4 protein-coding genes are annotated in these 5,462 nt (G+C 55.9%); all 4 read right to left on the minus strand.

Translation table 11 applies throughout. From position 1 onward, the window contains the following. Window positions 1-2,311 (minus strand): HAMP domain-containing sensor histidine kinase (locus tag VMJ32_17885; GenBank protein ID HTQ40894.1); only part of this gene is annotated, 2,311 nt, incomplete at its 3' end. Window positions 2,312-2,350: 39 nt separating this feature from the next. Then, window positions 2,351-3,055, minus strand: coding sequence for a response regulator transcription factor (locus VMJ32_17890; GenBank protein ID HTQ40895.1), 705 nt, complete (start codon window positions 3,053-3,055; stop codon window positions 2,351-2,353). A 147-nt stretch (window positions 3,056-3,202) separates the two neighbouring features. Then, window positions 3,203-4,516, minus strand: a complete 1,314-nt coding sequence (locus VMJ32_17895; protein ID HTQ40896.1) for a hypothetical protein — start codon at window positions 4,514-4,516, stop codon at window positions 3,203-3,205. 168 nt (window positions 4,517-4,684) lie between these two features. After that, window positions 4,685-5,462, minus strand: a 778-nt coding sequence (locus tag VMJ32_17900; GenBank protein HTQ40897.1) for a ThuA domain-containing protein, incomplete at its 5' end; no start/stop codon positions are given.

Consider the following 5,462-nt stretch of genomic DNA (forward strand, 5'->3'; position numbering starts at 1 on the left):
GCAGCGACAAAACGAAGCATGCCCCATCGGACCTAGATTCGTAGCATAAATCGCCGTGCATGTCTTGAGCTAGACGTCGGCTGAGCGCCAATCCCAAACCCACGCCGGGAGCCGAATGCGCGGCCTCTTGTGCTGATTTGCGAAATGCTTGGAATAAACGGCGCTGGTCGGCAGAAGAAATGCCAGGGCCATGATCGCGCACGCTGATTTTCAATTGCCTACCATCGTGCGTCGCCGATAAGTGCAGCGTACGATCGGTTGCCGAGGCCGCATATTTGCAGGCGTTGTCGACCAGATTAAACAGAATTTGCTCGACCGCCGCGGGATCGGCCCGCACTGTGCAAGCCAAAACATCTACCCCGGACTCCACGTTCAACTGGAATTGAGCCTGGGCCGCGCGCTCGCTCAAGCGCTGTGTGGCCACGGCCAGGAGTTTTTCGAGGCTGAGTGTTTCGACGCGACCGCCGGGCCGGCCACGCTCCAACCGAGCATAGGCCAACACATTGGCAACCAGGTGCGTAAGCCGATCGGCCTCGACGCGGAGCGTATCCAAATACTGGCGGCGTTCCGCGTCGGTGGCGACCATCCCTTCGCTAAGCATTTCGGCATACATGCGAAACGTCGTCAGCGGCGTGCGCAACTCGTGCGTTACGGCCGAGACAAACGCCGCCCGGCGCTCGCTGAGGGTAATTACACCTTGCAATACGATCGCGCCAGCGATGGCCGTTAGCAGCAATGCGCTCCAGGCAATGAGCAGCGACTGCCTGATGGGCGAAAGGCCCGGTGAATTGACTTCCGCAAGCGCGCCAGGAATCAACATCACGGGCAAGGAAGCTAACCGATGGCTCTCCGAATCTTCTGAGAGATTTACCACGGGCTGCAGATCGGCCTGGGGGAGCAAATCTTTGATATCACTGAGCATTTGCTCTTTAAGAGCTGGCCAGTTAAGCAAACATCCTTGGAGGACTTCATTACCGGCAATTGTCACGCGTCGAGCTAGCAGTAACTTATTGTTAAGCCACAATGGCGTCATCACTGAGGCCATCGCTTCTGAGGCTGCTTGCTCTGCCGGGGGATTTGCAGGATTCGTTGACTCTTGATTCGCGCTGCCGTCTTGCTGGGCAATATTGTTTTGAGCGAACGTTTTAGCCCGGGCCTGATACTCATTAAAACTGCGCGCCCCTTGTGTCATTTGTTGTTGATCACGAATATCACTTAGCTCCTGTTTTTTTTTGTTTATAGCAACTTCTAATAAAGCGAGCTTTTCGACGTCCTCTTTTCCTTCCGTTTGAACAACGTGCTGTATATATGAATCTTTTACGGCATTGACAATTTTCACTAGCTGCTCGGGGTCTGTGCCGCGCATTTTGATTTGCAACAGCTCGCTGTCCAAGGGAGCGACAACTATGATGTTGTCCTCCAGGAAACGAAGCGGTTCTGCCTGAGCACGCAAGAGGGGTAGATCGGTAATTCCGTCTAGCTTGAGTGCGTCTTGCAACACCGTTGGGCTTTTAATCAGTGCTGTTTGAGATTGGCGGTACGTCTGATATTCATTCGATTTGCTGCTAGCAGGCAGGCCATTTGGCGGTGCCCAATGCTGTAGACCTCCCACGTGAAGCCACGCAACCACTTCGCTTTCTCCCAATGGACTTCCTCTATCAGGCACAGAAGCATCACTTAAGCTCACCACACGTGGCGGGAGTTTTAACGCCAGCCTGACCCCGTCCAGTTGAGTCTGCAAATCCAACAGTTCCTTTTCCGCTACTTTGATTTCACTCTCGACCGAAGCCACTGGCTGCGGCAATTCCGTCTCGAGTTGTGGAGTATCGAGTGTTTTTTGCAAGCCATTCAAATGCTCGGAATTAGTGCGGAATTGCTGCTCACTCAGATACTTCGGCACCGCCCGGTTATGAAATGGCCCAGCGGGAACTTCGGGAGATGTCCATTGCTTCTTTGAATTCATTTGCCAATGAAGCAGAACGTAGGGCGTTGCTTGAAACAATAGCGGAGACGGAATCAGACTTTCCGCCTTGCTGTCTCCATCGCCCATCTGCCCGTATTCTCGCTGAGCAGAATAGAACGCATTGTATATGAAGGAGGGCCGCGCATTTTCCTTGGCCACGATGGGCGTCATGAACGAATCCATGCGCCACAGGGCCAGGCGCGCGTTTTCTTCAATGGCAGCTTCATGCCGGGCTTCCGCTCGAGCCTGATCCGCTTGGAGCGCTTTCACACTGAGCCACCCCACGGCGGCCACAGCCACGGCCAAACAGCCGGCGAAGGTAAGCCAAATTTGCCAGGGACGGGACATGAGGAAAGCCGGAAAATATTGGACTGAGACGTGAGAGTTTTACGGGGCAGAAGAGTTTGCGAACATGTAGCCGGTGCCGCGGACGGTGAGCAGCAGACGTGGTTGATTAGGGTCGTCGCGCAGTTTTTCGCGCAGGCGAGTCACGTGCATGTCGATGGTGCGGGTCGACACGCCACGTGGATTAAGCCGCCAGACGCGCAGCAGCAGTTCGTCGCGGGAAATAGCCCGACCGCTGTTGGCGGCGAGATAACGCAATAATTCGGCCTCCCTTTCCGAAAGGTCCACGCGCTGTCCGTCGGAAAATCGCAGCTCTAAACGTGCTAAATCAGCCACGCCGCCAGCGAATTCAACGTGCGAGTTTTCGCGGGGCCGCTCCGGCGAACGGCGTAGCACGGCTTCGACTCGGGCCAACAGTTCCTTCACACTAAACGGTTTGACGACGTAATCATCCGCGCCCAATCGCAGGCCTTCCACACGGTCGTGCTCCTCGCCCCGGGCCGTGAGAATAATGATCGGCTGCGTGGGGCGGATTTCGCGCACGGCGCGCAGGATCTCAAGCCCGTCGCAGCCGGGCAACACCAAGTCAAGGAGCAGCAAATCGTACGAGCGCTCCACGGCCATTTGGCGGCCGGTATCGCCCCGCGCGGCCTCGAACACACCGTAGCCGGCAAAGCGCAAGGCGTCGACAATGCCGCGGCGAATGGCGGCATCGTCTTCGACGGCGAGAACGGTTTGAGATTGCATGAATGATCTAGTGGGTCTTCAAAGCTACAAGGGGCTACGACTTTGCTGTGATTGCGGCCGTCTTTATTCTATCGCGCAAATGGCACTGCGCGGAAAGGAACTGTTTTATACAAGCCCTTGCGCGATCCGGTCGACTTCAAGAGCAATCTATTTTTGGCACAGGCCGTTATTATCGAGCGCGGAATAGGCGTCGCCGGTCAGCAATCCCAGCCAAGGATCGTTGCTGGGCGTGAGAAACAATTGGGCGTACACCATTTCGTTCAGTTGGTTGGCGTCGATGTCAACCGGCGTTTGACCACCGGCAAACCACTCGTGGATTTGGCGATGAAATGTGTATTCGTTGCGAACGGAATCGATCGCCAGCGTATTTTGAAAGGCGCGCACCAGACGCAGCAGCGGGTTTTCCACCACGGCCTTAGTGACGGCCAGCGGCATGGCTCGCGCGGCCGAGGGATTTTGGGCGGCAATTAAAGCGCGGCTGGCCGCATCGAGCTGAGCATCGGCGGCGTGCAACTGGGCAATGCGGCCCCATGCGGCATCATCGGTGAGAGCCACCAAAGCGTCGACCGGCGCGCTATGCACCGCACAGGCTGTTGGATCAGGCTTTAGCAGTCCCAATTGTTCCAAATCGGTGTTCCACCGCGCGGCGATTTGATCAGCTTGTGTCTGGTGATACTGCCGCAAATAGTCGGTGCGCTGAAAATCCTCCATCGACTTGGTTGCGGCGAACGCGGCTTCGGCCGCTTCCAAGCCGCGCAAAAAAGCTTGCGGCCCATAGAGACCCGGAAGGGCGTCGATGGGTCGGCCCTCGCTATCCAGAATGTAATGGATGCTATTGCCGGTAAGCGTGCGCTCCAGCTTGCGGCCATCGCCAAAATCGATGGTCACCTTGGGAACGGGCCGCACGGTTTGCCAATACAACACGAACCGCTCTCGCAGCGCACTGTTGACTTCATCATTGGCGTATAACGTGGTGCGAAAGAAACGGCTGTTGGCGCAACTAAATTCGTCGGTAAGTTTGCCCAATAATCGCAGCGACAAGATGGGCTTGCCCGATTGTTTGGCGGCAGCTTGGGCGGCGTCCCAATCGGTATACCAATAGAGGCGCGAGGTGTAGCAATCGTATTGGCCGCCCACGGCGTCCAAGGCGGCTTTGACACGTTGCCACGATGAATCAGATGCGACCGGCGCTACTTGCGGCGCAGCGGTCGTAGCAGAAGGGGTACTCACATGTTGGTCTATCGCACGGCGGTATTCTTCGACCAGGGCCTGTAAACCAGCCGGACCCACTGCGCGCAATGCGGAAATTGCGGCCTGAGCTTGCTGCTCGCTCGCGGCAGTTACCAATCGGGCTTGCTGTTGCAGGGTTAAAGGTGCGTCAGCATTTGAAGACGAGCTCATGGAAATGACGATCGTGAGCGCCAAGCCAGTCATCAGCGTCGAGCACAGCGTGCGTTGCATGGCCGATCTCCTGAAGCAGAGAGTTCCTGGGCCGCCGCGTGGAAGACCGATCCACCACATCGACAGCACTGCCTAAGATAGTAACCGGGCCCAAGCAGTTGCGGCGTAAAGAGTTTGTAACGAGGAGCGCAAGCAAACTGGAATATGCTGGCCTGCCGCCGGAATTGATCACTTGTTGGCTTGATTGGCCTCAAATTCCGCCAGCTTGGCGGCGACGTCGGCGTTGCCTTTTTCGACTTGGGCCGCGTCAACTTGCGGATTCGGCATGGCATCGCCAGGTTCTAAGCCCATTATCCACTTGATTCCGCCCAGAATGGAATCTCGATAACGAGGGTCGGCCCAAACGGCTTCGTTATGCCCTAAGCTCATGTGGAACACTTTGCCGTCGCCGTATTGCTTGCACCAGGCAATCGGAATGTGATACGGCTGCTTGATTCTCTTCTTCACGTCTCCGTTGAAGACGGAACGGCCAATGTCCAGGCTCATAAGCACGTGAACTTTTTCCGGCTGCCAATTTTTGAACTGATAAATTTCGTCAGTGATGGTGAATTCCTTGCCCCAGGGTTTAGTAATGGGGTTATTCGTGTCGTCGACGACAACCGTCACGTTGCTTTTGCTGATCCATGGATGATCGTTAAACGAAGCCCCCAGCATTTCCCAATAAGGTTGGTAATCTGCCAGCGTGTCGGCCGCGGAATGCACGCCAATAAAGCCGTGGCCCTTTTGCTTGACCCAATCGTTGCACAGATAATCGAGCGTGGCATCGTCGACAGGCCACTTAGCGCGATGTCCGGTGGTGTAAAACATGACGATGTCGTAGTTCTGCAAATTTTCCTTGGTCAAGTCTTTGGCCACATCCTGCGTACAATCCACGGTAAACAACTTGCTGGAGTTCGCCCAATCGCTAACCGCTTGTTCGGCCGGGGAAAGTTGACCGTCCTTGCGG

It is taken from the genome of Pirellulales bacterium, from assembly GCA_035499655.1.
Lineage (GTDB): Bacteria > Planctomycetota > Planctomycetia > Pirellulales > JADZDJ01 > DATJYL01.